This is a genomic window from Pseudomonas sp. V98_8 (genome assembly GCF_029967975.1).
GTDB classification, from domain to species: Bacteria; Pseudomonadota; Gammaproteobacteria; order Pseudomonadales; family Pseudomonadaceae; genus Aquipseudomonas; species Aquipseudomonas umsongensis.
Map to the genome: position 1 here is coordinate 1 of NZ_JASCAE010000073.1, position 22,868 is coordinate 22,868.

The 22,868-nt window shown below is 64.1% G+C and carries 2 protein-coding genes; both read right to left on the reverse strand.

Features of this window, described 5'->3' with window-relative positions:
• Positions 1-92: 92 nt before the first annotated feature.
• Positions 93-11,852 carry a non-ribosomal peptide synthetase gene (locus QLG10_RS22530; RefSeq protein ID WP_282488053.1) on the reverse strand — a complete coding sequence of 3,920 codons (11,760 nt, stop codon included), beginning with the start codon at positions 11,850-11,852 and terminating at the stop codon, positions 93-95.
• On the reverse strand, positions 11,852-22,831 hold the full coding sequence (locus QLG10_RS22535; RefSeq protein ID WP_282488054.1) for a non-ribosomal peptide synthetase: 10,980 nt from the start codon (positions 22,829-22,831) through the stop codon (positions 11,852-11,854). The genes QLG10_RS22530 and QLG10_RS22535 overlap by 1 nt, the downstream gene beginning before the upstream one ends.
• Positions 22,832-22,868: the final 37 nt, after the last annotated feature.

The following is a 22,868-nucleotide window of genomic DNA, read 5'->3' on the forward strand; positions in this document are numbered from 1 at the left end:
CGAATGCGGAGTGTCAGTGAACATTCATGTCGCTGACACTCCGCATTCGCGAGCAAGCCCGCTCCCACATGGGTTTTGCGCATGACTGGCGGTTACGCGATAGCCGGGCTGTGCTCCAATAGCTGTTCAAGTTCGTCGAGCAACTCTTCACCGCGCAGCAACTCGTAGTGCCCACCCGCCAACAGACGATCCACTCCGTGATGCCCCACCTGGGCTTCGAACACCCGGCGTTCGTCGTCGCGCCCGGCCATCCACCATCGATGGGTACCGACCTGTACCTTCGGCAATTGCCGCTGGGCCAGGGCGAGTTGTTTGAGCGACGAGCCGGTGGCGAAGATCTGCGTCAGTTCACTGGTGCCCAGCGCTGCGTGGTCATTAGAGCCATGCATCGCCGCTTCGATCACCGCGGCGGCGCCTTCGCGCTCGTTCAGGCCCGCGGCTTTCAAGGCAATCAATGCCTGTGCTTGTTCAGACGGTTGACCGAGGACAAACTTCAGGAAGTCCGCCAGATCTTCGCGCCAGTCCCCCGCTTTCGCAGTACCCGCCACATAGGTGTCGACCAGCCCGGCAAAGGCGACCGCCTGCCCTTGCGACTCCAGTTCATGGGCAACCAGTTGCGTCAACGCGCCACCCAGCGACCAGCCGAGCAGGTAGTACGGGCCTTGAGGTTGTTGTGTACGGATTCGCTGCACATAGGCCTGCGCCATCGCCAGCAACGACACATCCTGCCATTGCGGGTCGAGCAGCATGCGGCATTGCAGGCCGTACACCGTGCGCCGGCCTTCCAGGCGACGGGCCAGCGGCTCGTAGTCGAACACCGTGCCGAACCCGGCGTGCAGGCAGAACAGCGCCGGCACCTTCGCCACCCGACCATTCAAGGCCAGCAACGGGTCCGGCGCACTCGAAGTCTCGGCAGCCTGGTAGCCGCTGAGTTCAGCGATGCAGGGTTTCTGCATCAGGTCGCGCAGTTTCAGTTCGAAGCCCAGTTGCGGCTGGCTGCGCACCCGCGAGATGACTTTAAGCACCTGCAATGAGTCGCCGCCGAGTTCGAAGAAATTGTCGTCGATGCCCACTTGCGGCACGCCCAATACCTCTTGCCAGATCGTCGCCAGCGCGCATTCCAGCGCGTTACGCGGCGCGCGGTAACCGCCAAGCGTCCATTCCGGCACCGGCAGTGCACGACGATCAAGCTTGCCGTTGGCCGACAGCGGGAAGCGCGCCAGCACCAGGATTCGCGCTGGCACCATGTAGTCCGGCAGTTGCGCTTGCAGATCGGCTTTCAATCGCCGATCCAGTCCGGCAGCGGCAGCAGCGGCGGCCACCACATACCCGACCAACTGTTTGCCGGTCGGCGTGTCGTGCACCACCACGGCGGCATCCTGCACTGCAACGCAATCACGCAGACGGGCTTCGATCTCGCCCAGTTCGATGCGGAAGCCGCGGATCTTCACTTGCTGGTCGAGCCGGCCAAGGTAGTCGATCAACCCACACTCGCGCTGGCGCACCAGATCGCCGGTGCGGTACATGCGACCACCGGCCGCGAACGGATCGGCAATGAAACGCTCGGCGCTCATGCCCGGTCGCTGGTGATAACCCCGTGCCAGGCATTCGCCGCCCAGGTACAGTTCGCCGCTGACACCGACCGGCAACGGATTGAGGTCGGCGTCGAGGATGTACAGGCCACGGCCCGCCACACCACGGCCAATCGGCGCATAGGCCGCCTCGCAGGTTTCGCTGGCTTGCGCACGCCACAGCAGCGGCGTGACCACGGTTTCGGTCGGGCCGTAGCCGTTGACCAGGCGCTGCGGGCGCAGGGCGCGCTTGACCTGCTCGAAGCTGGCGTCCGGCACCGCATCACCGCCAAAGCAATACACCTCGACCGCCGGCGGATTGCCCAGACGCTCGGCCACTTCGGCCATCTGTTGCAGGTACGCCGGCGGGAAGCAGGCGACGGTAACATTGTGGCGGTGCAGCACCTCCAGGGTCTGTTCCGGGGTCCACAGATTGTCTTCACGAATCACCAGGCTGCCACCGGCCAACAGCACGCTCAGCCAGCGTTCCTGGGCACCGTCGAAGGCGAACGACATGAAGTGCAGTTCGCGGCTGCGCGGCGCCAGTTCGTAGAGGTCGATGATGCCGCGACAATGCCGGGCAATCGGTCCACGTTCCACCGCCACGCCTTTGGGCTGGCCGGTGGAGCCGGAGGTGTAGATCAGGTACGCCAGGTGTCCCGACAGTGGATGGGAAACCGGGCACTCGATGTTGCCAACCAGGCTCGTCTGATCCAGCAACACGCGTGGCGGGCTGTCGGCCAGTACCAGGCGATCATCCAGGTCGCTGTCGCACAGCAGCAGGCTGGCGGCCGAATCATCGAGCATGTAGGCCAGGCGCTCGGCCGGGTATGACAGGTCCAGCGGCAGATAGGCCGCGCCGGCCTTGAGCACGGCAAGGAACGCGACGAGGGTGCGTTCCGAACGGGGCAAGGCTACCGCCACCAGGCTTTCCGGGCCAATGCCTCGACTGATCAACAGCTGCGCCAGCGCATTGGCCTGCTGTTCAAGATCGGCGTAGCTGACTTCACGATCCTCACAGAACAAGGCGATTTTCTGCGGTTGGTTGCGCACATGCTGATTGAAGCTGTGCAGCAGATCAGGGTTGTCGCTGCAGCCTTGCGGCAGGCTCACGCGCGCTTCGGGCAGGCCGATGTTACCGAGCAGACAGTCCGCATCCTCTGACAACGCACGCAGCAAACCTTCCAACTGTGCGCGAATGCGCTGCACTTGCTGTTCACTGAAGCGATCTCGCAGGTACAGGTACTCGACTTCCAGGCCCTGATCGTTGGCGCTGACCATCAAGTCCATCGGGAAGTTGGTGACGCCGCCGCTGCCGACTTCGGCGAAGCGCAGCTCACCTTCCTCGCCCCCTTTCAAGGCACGGTCCACCGGATGGTTTTCAAACACGATGATGCTGTCGAACAGACCCTGGCCACCCTGCCCCGCCCAGCGCTGGACGTCGGACAATGGCGTGTGTTCGTAGTCGCGCACGGCCAGGTTGTAGTCCTGCAAGTCGCGCAGCCACTCGCCCAGCGGCTGGTGCGGGTCGAGGACCTGAATCACCGGCAAGGTGTTGATGAACAGGCCGAGCATGTCCTCGGCACCGGCCAGCCCCGTCGGCCGCCCCGCCACCGTGGCCCCGAACGCTACGCTGCGTTGGCCGCTGTGCCGTTGCAGCAGCAACAGCCAGGCGCCTTGCACCAAGGTATTGAGGGTGACGCGCTGACGTTTGGCGAAACGGTGCAACTTGCGCGTAGCCTCGGCGTCGAGGTCGCTGTACATCACGCCGTGGCCGGAACCTGCGGCACCCGAAGCCGAGGCCAGGATGGTCGGTGCCTCGAGCGACGCCAGGCGCTCACGCCAGAAGGTTTCTGACTGCGCCTGGTCCTGGCGCTGCAACCAGGCGATGTAGTCGGCGTAACGCCCGGTCAGCGCCGGCAGGCTGTCGTGGTGGTACAGGCGCAGCATCTCGCCCAGCAGGCGCGAGGCACTCCAGCCATCGAGCAGCAGGTGATGGTAGATCCAGATCATCTGGTACCGTTCTTCACCCAGGCGCACCAGGATAAAGCGCATCAGCGGCGGGCAGCTCAGGTCGAAACCCTTGGCCTGTTCGGCGGCGGCCAGTTCGCCCAGCGCCTTTTCCGTGTCGCGGTGCTCACGCCAGTCGAGTTCCTCGATCGGCAACTCGACGCTGGCGAACACCGCTTGCAGCGGATCGGCCAGGCCATCGCGCCAACGGAACGCGGCGCGCAGCACTTCATGACGCTCGATCAAGGCTTGCCACGCCGCGCGGAATCGCGGCACCTGCAGGCCGCCCACCGCCACGCTCAACTGGTTGACGTAGGGGTTGAGCTGCGGCGATTCGAGGCAATGAAACAGCATGCCCTGCTGCATCGGCGACAGCGGATACAAGTCTTGTAAGCCTTCGCGGGCGGTGGAATCGATGTGCGGCACCAAGGAAAATTCCTCGACTGCAGGCACTTCGACCAACACGGCTTCACGACGGCTCGCCACGGCGGCCAGTGCACGAATGCTCTGCTGCTCGAACAACTGCTTGGGACTGAATACCAGCCCGCGCTGCCCGGCCCGGCTCACCGCTTGCAGCGAGATGATCGAATCACCGCCCAGTTCGAAGAAGTTTTCGGTGACGCCCACCGAGTCCAGGCCGAGCAAGTCCTGCCAGATGTCCACCAACAGCGCTTCGGCAGGCGACGCGGCGGCCACTTGATCCTGAGTGTGTCGAGTCGCCTCAGGCGCTGGCAAACCCTGGCGATCGAGCTTGCCATTCGGCGTCAGCGGCAACGCGGCCAGGCACATCAGATGCGCCGGCAGCATGTGCGCCGGCAAGCGGCTGCGCAGGTGCGCCGTCAAAGCGTCACGCAGCGCCTGCTCGTCAGCCAGTGGATCGCGCGGCACCACGTAGCCCACCAGTTGCCGGCCCACCGGACCGTCGCGATCAATCACAAAGGCTTCACGCACGCCTTCATGTTCGAGCAGGCAGGCTTCGATTTCGCCGAGTTCGATACGGAAGCCGCGAATCTTCACTTGCTGGTCGATACGGCCCAGGTATTCGACGACACCATCGGCACGGAACCGCGCCAGGTCGCCACTGCGGTACAGACGCGCCCCCGGCACGAACGGATCGGGCACGAAGCGTTCGGCAGTCAGGTCAGGACGCTGGTGATAACCACGGGCAACGCCCTCGCCGCCCAGGTACAACTCACCCGCCACGCCAACCGGCAACGGCTGCAACCCGCTGTCGAGGATGTAGGCGCTGCGGTTGCCCACCGGCCGGCCAATCGGCATGAACGCCGAGTCGAATTCGGTGTCCGGATAGGCCAGCCAGATCAGCGGCGTGATCACCGTTTCGGTCGGGCCATAACCGTTGATCAAGCGCTTGGGTTGCAGGACTTGCTGCACTTCGTCGAACGCATGCTTGGCCATGCCCTCACCGCACGGGGTGTAGGAGCGGATCGGCAGGTCACGCCCGGCTTCGCCCATGAAATCGGCGATCTGCCCCAGGTAGGTCGGGGTGAAACAGGCGATGGTGATACCGTGCTTTTCGATCTCGGCGCAGGTGCGCTCCACGCTCCACAACTCGTCGTCGCGCGGCATCACCGCCGAACCGAACACCAGGGGCGTCAGCCAGCGCTCGTGGGCGCCGTCGAAGCTGATCGAGGCAAATTGCAGTTCGCGGTCGTCCGGGGTCATGCCGTACAACTCGCCGATCTTTACGCAGTGCATGGCCAACGGGCCGTGGGCCACGCTGACGCCTTTGGGCCGCCCGGTGGAACCGGAGGTATAGATCAGGTAGGCGAGGTTTTCTCCACAGGTCAGGTTGACCGGGTTGCTCTCAGGCACGCCCGCCAGCGCTTCGCGGTCGATTTCCAGCACCGGCAAGCCTTCGGGCAGTGGCAGTTTTTCCCGCAGCCAGGATTGGCTGACCAGCAGGCAAATACCGCTGTCGTCCATCAGGTAGCGCAGGCGCTGCGCCGGGTAGGCCGGGTCCAGCGGCACGTAGGCGCCTCCGGCCTTGAGGATCGCCAGCAGGCCGATGATCATCTCTGGCGAGCGCTGCATGGCCAGGCCGACCCGCACTTCCGGGCCGATACCCAAGGCGCGCAGGCGATGGGCCAACTGGTTGGCACGGCGATTGAGTTGGTCGAAGCTCAGCTCGAGGTCATTGAAGATCAGCGCCGTGGCGTCAGGTCGGATAATCGCCTGGGCCTCGATCAGTTGATGCACGCACAGCGGATTTCTTTCTGCGGTGAACGGCGGGTTCCACTCCAGCAATTGCTGCGTGCGCTCCACCTCGGTCAGCAGGTCCAGCTCGCTCAAGGCCGCTTGTGGTGCAGCCACCATCGCCGTCAACAACGCGGCCAGGTGCTCGCTCATGCGCACAATCGCCTTGTGGCCGAAGTGGCTGCACTGGTAACTCCAGTTGATACTGAGTTGGTTTTCCACGGTGGCCGCCAAGGTCAGCGGGAAGTTGGTGCGCTCGTGGTTTTGTGGAATCGAGAAACTCACGCCAGCCGGTGCGCCCTGCTGCAAGGCCTCGGCCACCGGGAAGTTTTCGAACACCAGCAAGCTGTCGAACAGTGGCTCGCCGGCCCGTCCGGCCCAACGCTGGATATCGCCCAGCGCGGTGAATTCGTGTTCACGCAGTTCCAGGTTCTGCGCCTGCAAACGCGTCAGCCATTGCTCGACACTTTCGACGGCGTCCGGACTGCTGATCACCGGCAGGGTGTTGATGAACAGCCCGAGCTGGCTTTCCGCCCCCGGCAAATCCACCGGACGCCCCGCCACCGTGGCGCCGAACGCCACGCTGCGTTGGCCGCTGTAGCGTTGCAGCAGCAGTGCCCAGGCACCTTGCACCAAGGTGTTAAGCGTCACTTTCTGCTGACGGGCAAAGTCGCTGAAGCGCTTGCTGGTGGCGACGTCGAAGGTCTGGCGGTGATCGGCAAATACGTTGTCCGACAGATTGTTATGGGTCAGGCTTTCAGCCAACAGGGTCGGGTTGTCGAGTGTCGCCAGTTGCTCGCGCCAGAACAGCTCGTCGGCCTGGGCATCCTGACGTTGCAACCAGCCAATGTAGTCGGCGAAACGCCCGGTTGGCGCCGCGACGTCCTGACCGGCATAACGCTGCAGGACTTCACTGAGCAGCAGCGAATGGCTCCAGCCATCGAGTAGCAGGTGATGGTGGGTGTAGATCAGTTGCTGGCGCTCGTCGTCCAGACGCACCAGGGTCAGGCGCATCAGCGGTGCGCGGGTCGGATCGAGTTGCAGGCGTTCGCTGTCGGTCAGTTGCACCAGCGCCTCGGCCTGATCGACGCGGTTGCGCCAGTCGAGGCAGGTCAGCGGCAATCGCAGGTGACGATGCACCAGTTGCACCGGCGCCTCGAAACCTTCGGGGAAGTGGAAGCTGCTGCGCAGGATCGCGTGGCTGTCGAGCACGGCTTGCCAGGCACGGCCCAAACGATCGGCATCGAGGCCACGGGCTTCGACACTGAGCTGGTTCACGTAGGCGCCGGATTCGGACTCATACAGGCTGTGGAACAGCAGACCCGCCTGCATGGGCGACAGCGGGTACACATCCTCGATCTGCCCGGGCGGCACTGGCAGCGCGTCGAGTTGTGCCTGGCTCAAGCGCGCCAGCGGGAAGTCCGCCGGGGTCACGCCTCCCGCTCCGTCACTCAGGCAATGGTCGATCAGCGCCAACAGTTCAGCGCAGAAATCGTTCGCCAGGGCTTCGATTTCGCGCAGCTCGAAGCATTCGCGGCTGAAGGTCCAGTCGAGTTTCAGTTCACCGCCATAGACCTGGCCGTCCACCGACAGCCAATTCGGCAACGGCGCATGCGCCGACTGCGCAGCGCCGCTGAATTCGCGAGCCGGCGTGAACAAGGCATCCTTGGCAAAGCTCTGGTCGAACTGGCCGAGGTAATTGAAGGTCACCCGGGCCTGTGGCAATGCCGTCAGGGCCGCTTGCGCCGCTGCATCGCCCATGTAGCGCAACAGGCCGTAACCCAGGCCTTTGCCGGGGATTTCTCGCAGTTGTTGTTTGATCGCCTTGATCGAGCCGCCGAGGTCGGCGGTCGGCGTCAGGCGCACCGGGAACAGGCTGGAGAACCAGCCGACGGTGCGGGTCAGGTCGATGTCGTCGAACAGCGCTTCGCGGCCATGGCCTTCGAGCTGGATCAGCGCCGACTCGTTGCCGGTCCAGCGGCTGAGGGTACGCGCCAATGCGGTCAGCAGCAGGTCATTGACTTGAGTGCGATAGGTCGCCGGCGCCTGTTGCAGCAGTTGGCGGGTCTGCTCGCGGTCCAGACCGACGCTGACGCCTTGGCGCAAATGCCCGGCCTGATTCGCTTGTGCATTGGCCAACGGCAACGAGTCACTGGCACCGTGCAGATGGCTCTGCCACCCGCTCAATTCCTTCATGGCCGTTTCGGACTTCGCATAAGCATCGAGCTTTTCGCCCCAGGCCTGGAAGGCACTGCTTTTGGGGGGCAGTGCCTGGCCTTGATAAGCGGCCTGCAAATCTTCCAGCAGCACCCGCCAGGAAACCCCGTCCACGGCCAGATGGTGGATGACCAACAGCAAACGCTGGGCTCCATCGGCCTGGGCGATCAGCGCCACGCGCAGCAATGGCCCGTCTTGCAGGCTGAGACTGCGCTGGGCTTCGTCGCACACCGATTCGAGCGACGCATCGCTGGCAACGCGAGCGGTCCAGAGCATGTCGATGACATCGGCACTGTCAGCGCCGACGTAGCGCGCCGACCATTGCCCGTCGACCTGGCTGAAACGCAAGCGCAGGGCATCGTGTTGCTTGAGCACCCGTTGCAAGGCGCCTTGCAGGCGTGGCAGTTCGAGGGTTTCGCGCGGCGTCAGCAACACCGCCTGGTTCCAGTGGGCGCGCTGCGGGATAGCTTGCTCGAAGAACCAGCGCTGGATCGGCGTGAGTATCTGCACGCCGTCCACCGGCCCTTGATGCGCCAGGGGCGCCGCCTGTTCTTTCACGACAGCGGCCAGGGCCTGCAAGGTCTGCTGCTGGAACAGGTCGCGCGGTTGCAAGCCGAGACCGGCACGCCGTGCGCGGCTGACCACCTGGATCGAAATGATAGAGTCACCGCCCAGTTCGAAGAAGTTGTCCTGGCGCCCGACCTGCTCCAGGCCCAGCACGTCCTGCCAGATCTGCGCCAGCACGCGCTCGTGTTCGCTGCGCGGGGCTTCGAACCCGCGCTGGCTGACCTGCGCGGTGGGGGCCGGCAGGCGCTTGCGCTCGAGTTTGCCGTTGGGGCTCAGGGGCATGTGTTCGATCAGCACGGTCTGCGCCGGCACCATGTAGTCCGGCAGGCTGCCGAGCAGATGGCTTTTCAGGGATTCGCGCCAGCTGCCTTGCCGCACCGCATCGGCACCGAGTAACGCACGATCCTGCGGCACGATGTATGCCACCAGCTGCTTACCGCTCGGGCCATCGAGGGCCAGCACCACGGCTTCCTGCACGCTGGCATGTTCTTGCAGGCGCGCTTCGATTTCCCCCAGTTCGATACGCAGGCCGCGAATCTTCACCTGATGGTCGATCCGCCCGCCGTACTCAATGGCGCCATCGGCACGGTAGCGCGCCAGGTCGCCGGTGCGGTACAGACGTTCGCCGCTGCCAAACGGGTCGGCCACGAAACGCTCGGCGGTCAACGCGCCACGGCGATGATAACCCCGGGCCAGGCCGATACCGCCCAGGTACAGTTCGCCCACCGCGCCCAGCGGCAAAGGTTGCAGTTCGCTGTCGAGGATCAAGGTGCGCAGGTTGGCGATCGGCCGGCCGATCGGCACGCTGTCGCGGCTCTCCTCCACACAGGTCCAGTGGGTCACGTCGATCGCCGCTTCGGTCGGGCCATACAGGTTGTACAGTCGGGCTTGCGGCAGAGCGCGCAGAGTCTGGCGTTGCAGTTCCATCGGCAATGCTTCGCCGCTGCAGATGATGCGGGTCAGTGAGGTGCAGGCCAGCGCCTCATCGGCAGCGATGAAGGCCGAGAGCATCGACGGCACGAAGTGCAGCGTGGTGATGGCTTGCTCGACGATCAGTGCAGCGAGGCGTTGCGGATCGCGATGCTCGCCTGGAGCGGCGATGACCAGCGTCGCACCTTTCATCAGTGGCCAGAAAAACTCCCAGACCGACACGTCGAAACTGAAGGGCGTCTTTTGCAGCACGCGGTCGCTCGGCAGCAAGTTGTAGGCCTGCTGCATCCACTCGAGGCGGTTATGCAAGGCTACATGACGGTTGCCCGCGCCTTTCGGTTTTCCGGTGGAACCGGAGGTGTAGATCATGTAGGCGAGGTTTTCGCCGACAGCGAGGTTGGGCAGATCATCGCCCGGCAGTTCGCTCAGCCACTCGGAATGCGCTTGCAGGCACAGGGTGCGCACGCTGTCCGGCGTCGGCAGTTGCGCCAGCAGGTGCTCCTGGGTCAACAGCAGGGCAATGCCGCTGTCCTCGATCATGTGATCCAGGCGATCGAGCGGGTATTGCGGGTCCAGCGGCACGTAGGCGCCGCCCGCCTTGAGGATCGCCAGCAGGCCGACGACCATTTCCAGCGAACGCTCGCAGGCGATCCCGACGATCACTTCCGGGCCGACACCCTGGGCGCGCAAGTGATGGGCCAGGCGGTTCGCCCGCTGGTTGAGCGCGGCGTAGCTCAGGGACTGGCCCTGGAACACCAGCGCCGTCGCCTGGGGATTTTCCACCACCCGCGCTTCGAAATGCCGCTGTACGCAGACTTCGCCCGGATAGTCTTGAGCGGTGTCGTTGAGGTCGTCGAGGATGCGCAGGTGCTCGTCGGCATCGAGCAACGGCAATTCGGCCAGCGGGGTTTGCGGGTTCGCCAGCACCCCGGCCAGCAGGTTGCGCCAATGCCGGGCCAGGTGCTCGATGCGTTCGGCGTCGAACAGGTCGGTGGCGTAGGTCAGGCTGGCGAACAGCTTGTCGCCCTCTTCCTGGGTGTCCAGTTGCAGGTCGAACTGGGTGGTGTGCGCCGTGGCGTTCAGCGCCTCGACCTGCAAGCCGGCCAGTAAGCCGCTGACCGCTGCGGGTTTGGCCTGCTGGTGGTTGAACATCACCTGGAACAACGGGCTGTGGCTCAGGCTGCGTTCGCCTTGCAGCGCCTGCACCAGGCGCTCGAACGGCAGGTCCTGGTAATCCTGGGCATCCAGGGCAAAGGCGCGGGTCTGGTCGAGCAGTTGACTAAACGGCAGCTGGCCATCGAGTTCGGCGCGCATCACCTGGGTGTTGACGAAAAAGCCGATCAAACCACGGGTCTCGGTGCGATTGCGGTTGCCGATCGGCACACCGATGCGCAGGTCGGATTGGCCGCTGTAGCGATAGAGCAAGGCCTGGAAACTGGCCAGCAACAGCATGAATGGCGTGACGCCGCGCTGTCTGGCCAGGGACATCAGGCCGGTGGCGAGCGTGGCATCCAGGGCGAAGTCCAGACGAGCGCCGTGCTGGCTCGGTTGTGCCGGACGCGGGCGATCGGTGGGCAACGCCAGCAACGGCTGTTCGCTGCCGAGCTTTTCACGCCACCAATCGAGTTGACGTTCAAGCTCGCCGGCTTCCATCCAGCGCCGCTGCCAGGCCGCATAGTCCGAATACTGGATCGGCAACGCTGCAAGTCCAGCACTCTGGCCTTGGCAATGGGCCGCGTAGAGCCTTGAGAATTCTTCGACCAGCACGCCCATCGACCAGCCATCAGTGACGATGTGATGCAGGGTCAGCACCAGCACATGGTCATCAAGGTCCAGCTGCAACAGGCTGACGAGCAACAGCGGGCCGCGTTGCAGGTCGAACGGCCGGGCAATCTCCGCCTCGACTTTTTTCATCGCCGATTCAAGCCGTAGCGTCTCGGGCTCGGCGCGCAGATCGTGCTGTTCGATGGGCAGCGTGTTGAAGCTCGCCAGGGCTTGCATCACCTGGCCGTCTTCCTCGATAAAACGGCTGCGCAGGCTCTGATGACGCTCCAGCAGCAGGTCGAAACTCTGTTGCAACGCCCCAAGATTCAGTGGCCCCTGCAGACGCAGGGCCGCAGGAATGTTGTAGGCGCTGCTCTGCGGGTCGAGCTGCCAGAGGAACCATTGACGCTGCTGCGCATAGGACAATTCGAAAATCGCTTGCGGCGTGGTGGCGGGCGGGATCGGCAACTGGCCGAAGCTCACGCCCTGCTCCTGCATTTTTGCCAGAAACTCACGGCGCTTGTCGGCCGGCAGGCCAGCGAAGCGAGAGGCGATACGCGAGGCGGTGCTGTGTTCCATCAGTTGATCTCCATCTCGTCCAGAAGCGACTCAAGCGCATCCAGGCGTGCAGCGTTGTCAGTCGGGGCTTGTTGCCAGGCGTTGGCGGCATAAGCCTGAAGGTCGTTGCTTTCGAACAGCACGCGCAGCGGCAGCTCAATGCCCAGTTCCAGTTCCACGCGGGCACTGGCCTGGGCGGCGAGCAGCGAATGCCCGCCCAATTCGAAGAAGTTGTCGCGCCGGCCGATCCGGGCAACGCCCAATACCTCGGCCCAGATCGCCGCCAGTTGCTGTTCGAGCTCGCCTTCGGGGGGGGCGAACGGACGCTGCCAGGTTTCGGCATCCGGCACCGGCAAGGCCTTGCGGTCGAGCTTGCCGTTACTGGTCAGCGGTAAGGCATCGAGCAACGACCAGTGCCTTGGCACCATGTAATCCGGCAGATCGACGCTGAGTGCGGCGCGCAGGGTGTCGCGCCAGGCGATCGGATCGTTCGGGGTGTGTTCGGCGACAACGTAGGCACACAGCTGCGGGCCGCCGTCGTCGACATGCACGCTGATCACCGCCTGACGCACGCCCGGCTGCGCCAGCACGGCCGCTTCGATCTCGCCCAGTTCGATACGGAACCCGCGGATCTTCACTTGCTGGTCGATCCGCCCCAGGTAGTCGATGCTGCCGTCGACACGTTGGCGCGCCAGGTCGCCACTGCGATACAGGCGTTGCGCCGCATCGAAGGGGCTTGGCACGAAACGCTCGGCGGTCAGGCCGCTACGCCCGTGATAACCGCGCGCCAGGCCGGCGCCGGCGATGTGCAACTCGCCCGCCACCCCCACCGGTACCGGTTGCAACTGGCTGTCGAGCAAGTACCAGCGCAAGTCGCGAATCGGCAGGCCGATTGGGCTCTGGGCCTTGCCGTCGAGGTCGGCCACGCGGATCGCGCGGTAGGTCACGTGCACCGTGGTTTCGGTGATGCCATACATGTTGACCAGGGTTGGATGCCGGTCGCCGAAGCGCTCGAACCAGGGACGCAGGCTGGCCACTTCCAGCGCTTCGCCACCGAAGATCACCTGGCGCAATGCCAGTTGGCGCGGGCTGGCGCAGGCGATCGGCAGCAACTGGCGGAAGGCCGTCGGGGTCTGGTTCAGCACAGTCACCCCTTCATCGCAGAGCAAGCGGTGAAACGCCTGCGGTTCGCGACTGATGTAGTACGGCACGATCACCAGGCGCCCACCGGTGCACAACGAGCCGAACAACTCCCACACCGAGAAATCGAAGGCGCAGGAATGGAACAGGGTCCAGACATCGTCCACGCCAAAATTGAATTCGCCAGCGGTGGCCGTGAGCAGGCGCCCGACGTTGCCATGGCTGAGCAAGGCGCCCTTGGGTCGGCCGGTTGAGCCGGAGGTGTAGATCATGTAGGCGAGGTTGTCCGGGGTCGCCAACAGCGCCAGGTCGTCGGCGCTGTAGGGGGCCAACTGCAACGCCGTCAGATCAAGAACCTGCACGCCTTCGCGGGCCGGCAAGCCGTCGATCAGGTGAGATTGGGTCAACAGCAACCCAATGCCGCTGTCATCGATCATGTAGCTCAGGCGCTCGGCCGGGTATTGCGGGTCCAGCGGCACGTAGGCGCCACCGGCCTTGAGAATCGCCAGCAAGCCGACCACCAGCGGCATTGCCCGCTCGGTGGCAATACCGACCCGCACTTCGGGGCCGACACCCTGCTCGCGCAGTTTGCGAGCCAGGCGATTGGCCTCGGCGTTGAGCGCGGCGTAGCTCAGCTGCTCGCCTTCGCTGGTCAGTGCGATGGCGTCCGGGCGTTGCGCGGCCTGGGCTTCGAACAGCTGATGCAAGGTGGGCGATTGCGCTTGTGCCTCGAAGGTCGGGTTCCAGTGCTGGATCAATTCGCCGTATTGCGGTGCTTGCAGCAGCGGCAGTTCGGCGACGCGCTGCTGTGGGTTTTCGACCACTGCGCGCAACAGGTTCAACCACTGTTCGGCGAAGCGCTGCATCGAGGCCTCGTCGTACAGGTCGGTGGCGTAGCTCAGGCTGGCGTCCAGTTCATCGCCCTGCTCCTGGGTATCGAGCACCAGATCAAATTGCGCGGTGTGCTGCTGCCAGTGCAGACGCTCGACCTGCAAATCGGCCACCGCGCGCTCGACACTGGCACCCAGTTTTTGCTGATGGTTGTAGAGCACCTGGAACAACGGACTGTGATTGAGGCTGCGGTCCGGTTGCAGGGCATCGACCAGTTGCTCGAACGGCAAGTCCTGATGAGCCTGGGCGTCCAATGCCGTTTGCTTGACCTGTTGCAGCAACTTGCTGAACGGTTGCTGCCCGTCGATCTCGGCGCGCAGCACCTGGGTATTGATGAAGAAGCCGATCAGGCCTTCGGTTTCCAGGCGCGAACGCCCTGCACTTGGCACCCCGACACTGATGCTCGACTGACCGCTCTGGCGGTGCAGTACGGCTTGGAAACTCGCCAGCAACAGCATGAACAGCGTCACTTGTTGTTCATGCGCACGCTCGCGCAAACCGGCCAGCAACTGGCGATCGATGTTCAACATCAGGCTGGCACCGCGCTCGCTACGCCGTGCCGGACGGGTCAGTTCACTCGGCAACTCCAGCGGCGCCTGGCTACCCGCCAGTTGCTCGCGCCACCACGCCAGTTGCCGCGCGCCCTCGCCGGCCTCCAGCCAGTCGCGTTGCCAACGGGCGTAGTCGCTGTAAGCCACCGGCAGTGCCGACAGGTTGGCCGCACGCCCTTCAACGGCAGCTTGGTATAGCTCGCTGAATTCATCGACCATCACCTGCATCGACCAGCCATCGGCGGCGATGTGATGCACGGTAAGCACCAGCACATGGTCTTCGGCGCTGACGTGCAGCAGCATACAGCGCCACAGCGGGCCGTTGCGCAGATCGAACGGCCGGGCGATTTCTGCGGCCACCGCAGTGTTGATTGCCGACTCATTGATTAGCTGTTCGCTGAACTGCAACGGCAGCTCGACATGCACGACTGGACGGGCCCGCTGACCATCCTGTTCGAAGGTGGTGCGCAGGGTTTCGTGGCGAACCTGCAACCGGGCGAAGGTGTTGCGCAGGGCCTGGCGGTTCAGCGGGCCTTTGAGGCGCAGCGCCGCCGGAATGTTGTAGGCCGCGCTGTGCGGGTCCAGTTGCCAGAGAATCCACTGGCGTTGCTGGGCGTAGGACAGCAGGCGCGGCTGATCGTCCGATGCGCGTTGCAGCGGCGGTTGTCCGCTGAGGTTCGCTTGCGCAACGCGCTCGGCGAACTGCGCCAGATTCGCCGCCGAGAACAGGCTGCTCACCGACAGCTCGAGTTGCAGTTGCTGGCGCACGCGGGAGATCACTTGCAGCACTAGCAATGAGTGGCCACCGAGCTCGAAAAAGTTGTCGTCGCGACCGACTTTCTCGACCTGCAGCACTGTTTGCCAGATCTGCGCGAGTTGCGTTTCCAACCCTTGCATCGGGGCAACAAAGTCGCGTTGCACATCGCCCGCTTTAACCCGTGGCAAGGCCTTGCGGTCGAGCTTGCCGTTGTTGTTGAGCGGCAACCTGTCGAGCAGGACCATGTGGTTGGGTACCATGTACTCCGGCAACGATCGCTGCAGGGCGGCTTTGAGCCCTTCCAGGTATTCAGCCTGCGCAACCACCGTGCTGCTGGCGACGATGTAGGCCACCAGTTGGGTGCCGTCCTGGGCGATGACGGCGGCCTCGCGCACCTCGTCCCGGGCTTGCAGACAGGCTTCGATCTCGCCCATTTCGATGCGAAAACCGCGAATCTTCACTTGGTGGTCGATACGCCCGACGTATTCCAGGTCGCCATTGCCGTTGTAGCGCGCCAGGTCGCCGCTGCGATACAGCCGTGCGCCCGGTTCGCGGGCGAAGGGATCCGGCAGGAAACGTTCGGCGGTCAGCGCCGGACGGTCGAAATAACTTTGCGCCAGGCAGGCCGGTGCGCCGATGCACAACTCGCCAACGCCGTCGGCCGGCAGTAGCTGGCCGGCAGCGTCCAGTAAGTACAGCGCACGGCCAGGGATGCCGCGACCGATTGGAATGCCAAAGGCATCGCTGGCATCGGCCAATCGGCATTCATGCACGCTCGACACCACAGTCGCCTCGGTCGGCCCGTAGGTGTTGAGCAGGCGCACGTGGCTCAAACCCGCTTGATGCCACAGGCGCAGGCCTTCCACCGACATGGCTTCGCCACCGACGTGTACCTGGCGCAAATCGCCGAGGCTTGGCACGACACCGCTGGCGCATTCGCGGGCCAGCAAGAACCAATAAGCGGCCGGCAAATCCGCCACGGTTACGCCTTGCTCGACGATTTCCGAGGCCAGTCGGCCAGCGTCCCACAGGTCATCGCCGCGCATGATCAAGGTTGCGCCGACGCACAACGCCGGGAAGCACTGCTCGACGAAGCCGTCGAAGCTGAAAGTGGCAAATTGCAAGACGCGATCGGTGGGTGACAGTCTTGAGTAGTCGGCGGCGGTCTGGCAGAACTCGCGCAGGGCGGCGTGGGTGATGGCGACGCCTTTGGGTTGGCCGGTGGAGCCGGAGGTGTAGATGATGTAGGCGAGATCTTCGGCGGCTGGTCGGGCCTCTTCGCGAACAAGCTTCGCGCCTACAGGGGTTGTGGTGTCTTCGAGGGTTAGGCGTTGTACGTTTGGCACATCTTCGAGCAGGCCGGATTCGTGGAGCAGCACGTCGAGGCGGCTGTCGTTGATCATGTAGGCCAGGCGTTCAGTTGGGTATTTCGGGTCGAGGGGGACGTAGGCCGCGCCGCTTTTCAGGACCGCCAGCAGGCTGACGATCAGTTGCGGACCACGGCGCACGGCCAGGCCGACACGCTTGCCGGGGCCGGCGCCGTTGTCGATCAGGCGCTGGGCCAGGTGGTTGGCTTGTGCATCGAGTTGGCCGTAGCTAAGGGTGTGACCGTCCACTTGCAATGCCAGTGCATCGGGAGTGGCAGCGGCTCGCGCGGCGATCTGTTCGTGGGCCAGTAGCGTTGTGGATAACTCGACCGCAGGTGGCTGGCTGATCGCGAGCGTCGCGTTCTTTCCATCGACGTCCAGCAGTTCCAGCGAGCCCAAAGCCGCCTGCGGCGATGCCACCAATTGCATCAGCAGGTGCTGCAAATTGGCTGACAACTGGGCGATCTGCGTCGCGCTGAAACGCGCCGCGTCATAACTGAACTCCAGCCCCAGGCCTTCGCCCAATTCGATGCCCAGGGTCAACGGATAGTGGGTGCGCTCGTGGTTGTGCAGGTTGGCGAACGACAACCCGGCCGGCGCGCCCTGTTTCAGCGCTTGGGCCACCGGGAAGTTTTCGAACACCAGCAGGCTGTCGAACAACGCAGCCCCCTGCTGCCCCGCCCAGCCCTGAATGTCGTACAGCGGCACATGCTCGAACTCGCGCATGGCCAGGTTCAGGCCTTGCAGTTCGCCCAGCCATTGGCTGACGGTCTGGTCCGGTTTCATCGCGCACACCAGCGGCAAGGTGTTGATGAACAAGCCCAGCTGTTGTTCGATCCCCGGCAACGGCGCCGAACGTCCGGCCACCGTGGCGCCGAACACCACGCAATCCTGGCCGGTGTAGCGTTGCAGCAACAGGCTCCAGGCCGCTTGCAGCAGGGTGTTGAGGGTGACTTTGTGCTGGCGGGCGAAGTCGGCCAGATGCTGGGTGGCGCGGCAGTCGAGTGTGAGGCGATGCTCTTCGCTGCCCGTCGCGTCTACCGGTGGACGCAAGGCTTCAGCCAGCAAGGTCGGCGCTTGCAGCGGTGCCAATGCGGCTTTCCAGAACTGCTCGCCGGCAGTTGCCGATTGCTGTTGCAACCAGCCCAGGTAGTCGCGGTATTGACCGGCTGGCACTGGCAGCGGCTGGCCGGCGGCGTAGTGCTGGATCACTTCGGCCAACAACTGTGCGTTGCTCCAGCCGTCCATCAGAATGTGGTGACTGGTGTGGATCAGGTGCCAGGCATCAGCGCCGGTACGTACCAGTTTCAGGCGAAACAGCGGCGCCATGCCCAGCTCGAATCCTTGCGCGCGCTCGGCGTCGGCCAGTGCGTCGGTGTCAGTGGCTTCAAGCACTTGGAGCGGCAACGCGACCTGTCGGGCAATCGCCTGATGTGCGGTATCCAGGCCTTGCCAGTGGTAGCTGCTGCGCAGGCTGTCATGACGCTCAACCGCGGCTTGCCAGGCGCGGGTAAATCGCTCGGTGTCCAACCCGCCGATGTCCAGGCGCAACTGACTGATGTAGGCGCCGACCTGCGGCTCGTACAGGGTGTGGAACAGCATGCCCTGTTGCATCGGCGACAGCGGATACAGGTCTTCAAGATTGGCAATGGCGAGCGGCAGCCCGTCCAGTTGCGCCTGATCGATGCGCGCCAGCGGGAAGTCCGATGGCGTGGCTTGCGCGGCTTCAAGGGTGCAGCAATGTTCGATCAGCGCGATCAGTTCCTGCGCGTAAACATCGGCCAGTCGCTGGACGGTCGCAGTGTCGAACATCTCACGGCTGAAGCCCCAGCTCAGGGACAACTCGCCGCCGTAGACCTGGCCTTCAACCACCAGCCAGTTGCCCAGTGGGGCCGACGGGTCCTGCGCGATGCCGTTGCCTTCGGTAGACGGGGTGAACAACGCCCCTGCTTCGAACTGACGGTCGAACTGCCCAAGATAGTTGAAGGTGATGCGCGGTTGCGGCAACGCCGCCAGTTCGGCGCGTGCCTGTGGGCTGCCGAGGTAGCGCAGCGCGCCGTAGCCCAGCCCCTTGTCCGGGATCCTGCGCAGTTGTTCCTTGATGGATTTGATCGAGGCGCCGAGATCGGCAGCAGGTTTGAGATTGACCGGGAACAGGCTGGTGAACCAACCCACGGTACGCGTCAGGTCGATGTCATCGAACAGGTCTTCGCGGCCATGACCTTCAAGCTGGATCAGCGCGCTGCCTTGCCCGCTCCAAAGGCAAACGGCGCGGGCCAGTGCGGTCAGCAACAGATCGTTGACCTGGGTGCGGTAAGCCGCCGGGGCCTGTTGCAGCAGCTTGCGGGTTTGCTCGCTATCGAGCTTGAGTTCGAGTTTATGTTCGAAGCGGTTTTCCAGCGCGCCGTTCGGGCGTTCGCATGGCAGGTCATCTGGCGCGTCTTGCAGTTGGTTCTGCCAGTGGCCGAGGCTGCGTTCAAAAACTGGCAGATGCGACTGCAAGCGCGTGCCCCAGCGCTGATACGAGCTGGTTTTTGCCAATGCGGCGCCGCCGTTATAGAAGTGCTGAAGGTCCTCCAGCAGCACACGCCAGGACACACCGTCCACCGCCAGATGGTGAATTACCAGCAGCAAACGCTGGTTGCCGTCAGCCATTGAAACCAGCAGTGCACGCAGCAACGGTCCGTTGTGCAAATCGAGACTGCGCTGGGCTTCGTCGCACAAGGTGCTGAGCTGCTCGACCGATTGTGCCTGGCGTTGCCACAGCACCGAGTCGGTGGTCGGCGCGGCATAGGCCTGCTGCCAACCGCTGTCAGTCTGCTGATAACGCAGGCGCAGGCTGTCGTGATGGGTCAGCAAATGTTCCAGGGCACGATCCAGCGCTTCGACGTTCAACGCCTCGCGCGGTACCAGCAACAGCGACTGGTTCCAGTGCTGACGCACAGCGATAGCCTGCTCAAAGAACCAGTGTTGCACCGGCGCCAATGCCACCGCACCGCTGGCCGGGCCCTGGTCGAACAGTTGTTGCTCGCCACTACGCGCTGCCTGGGCCAGGCAGCGGATGGTCTGGTGCTGGAACAGGTCCTTGGGGCTGAGCACGATCCCGGCCTGGCGTGCACGACTGACCACCTGCATCGAGACGATGGAGTCGCCGCCCAGTTCGAAGAAGTTGTCTTCCAGGCCGACGTTGTCGATGGCCAGCACGTCCTGCCAGATCGCCGCGAGCGATATTTCCAGGGCACTGCGTGGCGCGACGTGTTCGCGTTGTTGCTGGCTGCCGTCCACCGCCGGCAGCGCCTTGCGGTCGAGCTTGCCGTTGGGGGTCAGCGGCAGTTGCTTGAGGAACAGCAGGAACGCCGGGACCATGTAGTCCGGCAGGTGCTGACGCAATGCCGCTTTCAGGGATTCGCGCAGTAGCCCTTGCGCGTCGAGGTCGTCCAGCAACGCCGAGTCGCTGGGCACGATATAGGCCACCATCTGCTGTCCGTTGATACTGTCCTGGGCCAACACCGCCAGTTCGCGCACCGCGTCCTGTTGCAACAGTCGCGCTTCGATTTCACCCAGCTCGATCCGAAAGCCTCGGACCTTGACCTGATGGTCGATCCGGCCAACGTACTGCAGGGTGCCGTCGGCCTGATAACGGGTCAGGTCACCGCTGCGGTACAGGCGTTCGCCGCTGCTGGAAAACGGATTGGGCACGTACTTTTCAGCGGTCAGGCCTGGCCGTGCCAGGTACCCACGGGTGATGCCCGCACCACTGAGGTACAGCTCGGCGGATACGCCTTGCGGCACCGGTTGCAGATCCGCATCCAGCAGATAGCTGGCGGTGTGTTTGAGCGGGCGGCCGATGTTGGCCTGGCCAGCGGCCTCGCGGCGGGTCCAGGTGGAATAGGTGGTGTCTTCCGACGGACCGTACAGGTCAAAGACGTGCTCGACGCTCGGCTGCCGGTACAGCGCGTCCACCAGGCTTTGTTTCAACGGTTCACCGGCGAGGTTGATGATGCGCACGCTCGGCGGGATCTGCCCGTCGCGCTGCAACGCATTGATCGCCGACGGCACAGTGTTGATCAAGCGCACCTGATCCCGGGCCGGCAGCTGCGGCAACTCCAGGGCGTTGCGGGCAATGATCAGCGATCCGCCGTTGGCCAGGGTGACGAACAGTTCCCACACCGACAGGTCGAAGCACACCGAGGTCGAAGCCAGCACGCCTTGAATGTCGTCGCGGCTGTACACCGATTGCGACCAGTCGATCAGCGCCAACACGTTGCGATGGGCAATCGCCACGCCCTTGGGCTTGCCGGTGGAACCGGAGGTGTAGATCACGTAGGCCAGATTGTCCGGCATGACGCCGGTGACGGGGGCGCTGATGGGGTAAGCCGCCAACGAGAGGCTGTCCATCAGCAGTACTTGGGTATCGCTCGCCATGCTCAGGGTTTTGGCCACTTGCGCTTCGGTCAGCAGCACCAAAGCACGGCTGTCTTCAAGCATATAGGCGACGCGTTCGACGGGGTAATCCGGGTCCAGCGGCACGTAGGCACCACCGGCCTTGAGCACCGCCAGCAAGGCCACCAGCAGTTGCTCGGAACGCTGCATGGCCACGCCGACCCGCACTTCCGGGCCGACGCCCAGCTCGATCAGCTTGTGTGCCAGGCGATTGGCTTGCTGGTCGAGTTCGCCATAAGTCAGCTGGCGGGTGGCGAAGGTCACGGCAAGCGCATCCGGGGACGTAGCCGCTTGCTGTCCAATCAACTCATGAATACAAAGGTCCTGGGCGAAACTGCCGTCGGCCCGGTTCCAGTCATGGACGATGAGTTGGTATTCGGCTTGATCCAGCAGCGGCAGATCGCTGATGCGCTGCCGTGTATCGCTGACCATGCCCTGTAACAGGTGCGTCCAATGTTGTGCCATGCGCGCGATGGTCGCGGCGTCGAACAGGTCGTTGGCGTAGGTCAGCGCGGCGTGCAGCTTGCCGCCCTTCTCAAAGGTGTCGAGCGTGAGATCGAACTGGGTGGTGCGCCCTTGCCTCTCGATCGTTCCCAGCATCAGACCGGACGCCGTGGTCACAGTGGAAATGTCCGCGACCTGCGGCTGGTGGTTGTACATCACCTGGAACAGTGGTGTGTGGCTGAGGCTGCGGGTCAGGTTCAGCGCTTCGACCAGGCGCTCGAACGGCAGGTCCTGGTGGGCCTGGGCGCCGAGTGCGGTTTGCTTGATGCGGCGCAACAGTTCGTCGACCCGGGTCTGGCCGTCCAGCTGCGTGCGCAGTACCTGGGTGTTGACGAAGAAACCGATCAGCCCTTCGATCTCGGCGCGGTTGCGGTTGGCGATCGGTACGCCGACGCGGATGTCGGTCTGTCCGGTGTAGCGGTGCAGCAGCACGTTGAAGGCGCCGAGCAGCAGCATAAACAGAGTGATGTTGTGTTTCTGCGCAGTGGCCCGCAGTTGCTCGGCCAGCTGTCCGTCGACGGCGAACTCATAACGGCTGCCGCAATAACTGGGCATCGCCGGACGCGGGTGATCGGTGGGCAGTTCCAGCACCGGGTGCTCGTCGCCCAGTTGCGTCTGCCAGTAGTCGAGCTGACGCGCCTGTTCGCCCGCTTCCAGCCAGCGGCGCTGCCACAGGGCGTAGTCGCTGTACTGGATGGGCAACGGCGGCAGTTGCGGTGGCGTCCCTGCATCGAAAGCGTCGTAGCAGCGGATGAATTCGTCGATCAGCACGTTCATCGACCAACCGTCGGACACGATGTGGTGCAAGGTCAGCAGCAGGACGTGTTCCTGTTCGGCGAGCTTGAGCAAGGTGACGCGCAGCAACGGGCCACTGCCCAGGTCGAACGGCAGCACCGATTGGCGCTCGGCGGTTTCGGCCACGGCCTGCTCGCGCTCGGCGGCCGGCAAGGCACTGAAATCCACCTCTTCGATCAGCAGCGGCGCCGCGGCCGGCACTTGCAGCAGGCTGTCGTCGGCCTGCACGGCGAACACCATGCGCAAGGTTTCGTGGCGCGCCACCAGGTTGGCGAATGCCTGTTGCAGCGCCAGCGGGTTCAGACGGCCAGTCAGGCGTACCGCACCTGGCAAGTTGTAGGCGCCGCTTTGCGGGTCCAGCTGCCAGAGAAACCACATGCGTTGCTGGGCGTACGACAGCGCCTGGCGATCCTCGGCCGCAACGCCCGCAGGAATCGGAAACCGGGTGAAATCCACGCCCTCCTTGTGCAAGGCCGCAAGGAACATCTGGCGCTTTTCCAGGGGCAACCCGATAAACCGGCGAGCAAGTTTCAAGGAGTCTTCAGCATTCATTTCTCAGCATCCGGATCAGTAGGCAGGAAGCACAAAG